Source organism: Candidatus Darwinibacter acetoxidans (assembly GCF_041936445.1).
In the GTDB taxonomy this organism is placed as follows: domain Bacteria; phylum Bacillota; class Limnochordia; order Darwinibacteriales; family Darwinibacteriaceae; genus DTU010.
Genome location: NZ_JBHGXH010000159.1, coordinates 1 through 2200, shown reverse-complemented (window position 1 = coordinate 2200; position 2200 = coordinate 1). Strand labels below are relative to the sequence as shown.

Annotated in this window: 3 protein-coding genes; all 3 read right to left on the bottom strand. The window is 61.5% G+C overall.

Annotated features, from left to right (window positions below; all coding sequences use genetic code 11):
* Positions 1–249: 249 nt before the first annotated feature.
* The 3 genes from ACE4YL_RS06025 to ACE4YL_RS06015 are packed head-to-tail and all read right to left on the bottom strand — an operon-like array spanning position 250 to position 2127.
* Positions 250–1446: a DNA modification methylase gene (locus tag ACE4YL_RS06025; protein WP_461369372.1), complete on the bottom strand. Its 1197-nt coding sequence runs from the start codon at positions 1444–1446 to the stop codon at positions 250–252.
* The gene (locus ACE4YL_RS06020) at positions 1443–1862 is read right to left on the bottom strand and encodes a helix-turn-helix domain-containing protein (protein ID WP_461369371.1); all 420 of its coding nucleotides are present in this window, start codon (positions 1860–1862) and stop codon (positions 1443–1445) included. Before ACE4YL_RS06020 ends, ACE4YL_RS06025 begins: the two co-directional genes overlap by 4 nt.
* A 34-nt stretch (positions 1863–1896) precedes the next feature.
* Positions 1897–2127, bottom strand: coding sequence for a hypothetical protein (locus ACE4YL_RS06015; RefSeq protein WP_461369370.1), 231 nt, complete (start codon positions 2125–2127; stop codon positions 1897–1899).
* Positions 2128–2200: the final 73 nt, after the last annotated feature.

Below are 2200 nucleotides of genomic sequence, written 5' to 3'. Positions count from 1 at the left end.
GGGAGGCGATGTAGGGGAGAAAAGTGCGCGGATCGCGTCGAGGACCGCGATCAGGAATGTTGCCAGTCTAGACATGTCGGAGCCTCCGATTTGGCTTAGGGAGTATATGGGGGCCCAGAATAGATAAAGATATCTGTTTTTCATGGCCGCTCACCTCCCATCAGCCCCTCGGCGAGGTTTTGCCATCGGTGATCGTGCCGGAGCAGCGCGAGGAGGTCCTCGGCCCACTCGTCGATAAGAGAAGAGGGGTCAGGCATCGACCTTCTCCGCCTTCTGCCCGGTGAGCTTCTCCCACCGGTCGATGATCACCTGACAATAGTGCGGGCTAATCTCCATGCCGTAACATGTGCGGCCGAGTTGCTCGCAGGCGACGAGGGTCGTGCCGGACCCGAGGAAGGGGTCGAGGACGGTTTCGCCGGACTTGGTGCTGTTCTTCACTGCCTGTGCAACCAGCGCCACGGGCTTCATCGTGGGGTGTTCACGGTTCGCCATCGGGCGGTCGACTTTCCAGATGGTGGTGAGGTTGCGCCCGCCGTAGAAGTGGTGCGATCCGGGCTTCCATCCATACAAGATCGGCTCGTGCTGCCACTGATAATCCTGGCGCCCCATCACAAAGTGATGCTTCTCCCATATGATACACTGCTTGAGGAGCCACCCTGCGTCAACGAACGCCCCCCGGAAGTTGTATCCCTCGGTGTCAGCGTGGCAGACGTATGCTGGCGCACCCGGCTTGGATGATTCTATCATTCGGGCAAATGCGTCTGTGAGAAACGCCCTGAATGCCCCCCCCTCCATCTTATCGTTCTGGATCTTGAGGGCGTCTGCGGTCTTCCCTGTATAATCCACATTGTACGGCGGATCGGTGAACACCATGTCCGCCTTCTTCCCATCCATCAGCCGCCCCACATCCTCCGCGCTCGTCGCGTCACCGCAGAGCAGGCGGTGCCGCCCGAGCCGGAAGAGGTCGCCGCGCTGAATGCTAGTCTCGATCTCGACCGGCGGCTCGTAGTCGTCCTCGCTCACCTCCTTACCGGCGTCGAGGATCTTGCCGAGCTCCTTATCATCAAACCCAGTCAGGTCGAGGTCGAAGTCGAGGACCTTGAGGTCATCTAACTCCAGCGCGAGGAGTTCATCGTCCCATGCGGCGAGTTCTCCGAGTTTGTTGTCGGCGATGCGGTATGCTTTCTTCTGCGCTTCCGTGAGTCCGAATACCTGCGTCACTTCCGGGGCCGTCGCCCACTTGAGCGCCTGCATCGCCTTCATGGTCGTGTGGCCGGTGATCAGCACCATATCCTCGTCGACGACGATCGAGTTCTTGACGAGACCATATTCCTTGAGCGAGGCGGCGACCCGCTGCACGGCGGGGTCATTCTTGCGCGGGTTGCGGGCATACGGGATGAGGTCGGTGAGCGGGACGTTCTTGAGTTCGCGTTTTTCGGTGATCATAAGTTCTCGTCCTCCCGATCGAAGTGGATATCTACGAGGCCCTGGACATCGACCTTCGCGGCGGCGTCTATCCCGAGGAGTTTCGCGCGGCGCTCCATGATGCGGAGGCAGCGGTCAATCCCGGCGAGGTCGTAGCCGTCGATGATGGCGCGGTAGGCGATGAGGTAAAGCTCGTCGAGCCGCTGGAGTTCGAGATCCCGGACGTACACGGCCTCCTCCCGGCACCTCTCGGCGAGGTTTTCCAATTCGGATAAGACATAGCGGCAGGCGGTGCTCCGGTGGCACCCTAACTTCTTGCCGATCTGGGTGTAGTTCAGCCCCCGCTTCCTGAGTTCAAGCGCCTTGAGTGTCTTTTCGGTGGAGCGGATGCGGCGGACGGAGCTCTTCGCGGCCGCGCCGACGTTCGTCCGGGCCATCAGTCGACCCCCTCCCCGGCGGTCTTCTTCATCGTCACCCCCTGAGAGAGTCCGCGAGTTGGCCCGCCTGCTCGACGATGGCGCTGAACTCGTCTTCCGTGATCGCGTCGTCCTCCCAGGCGTCGCGGATGGTCATGAGGAGATCGACCGCCTCGTTGAAGGCCGCCTTAACCCTGCGGTAGACGAGGCTCCCTGCGAGATAACCGATCGCGAGCGTCACGAGCGGTGCGGCGATCGGGGTGAGGTCGGGGAGGCCCTCGATCACTCCTCACCCCTCCCGGAACCGACGACCTGCCCGTCCTTGACGAGGTAGTAACCGCCAGGATACCGGAGCGTGT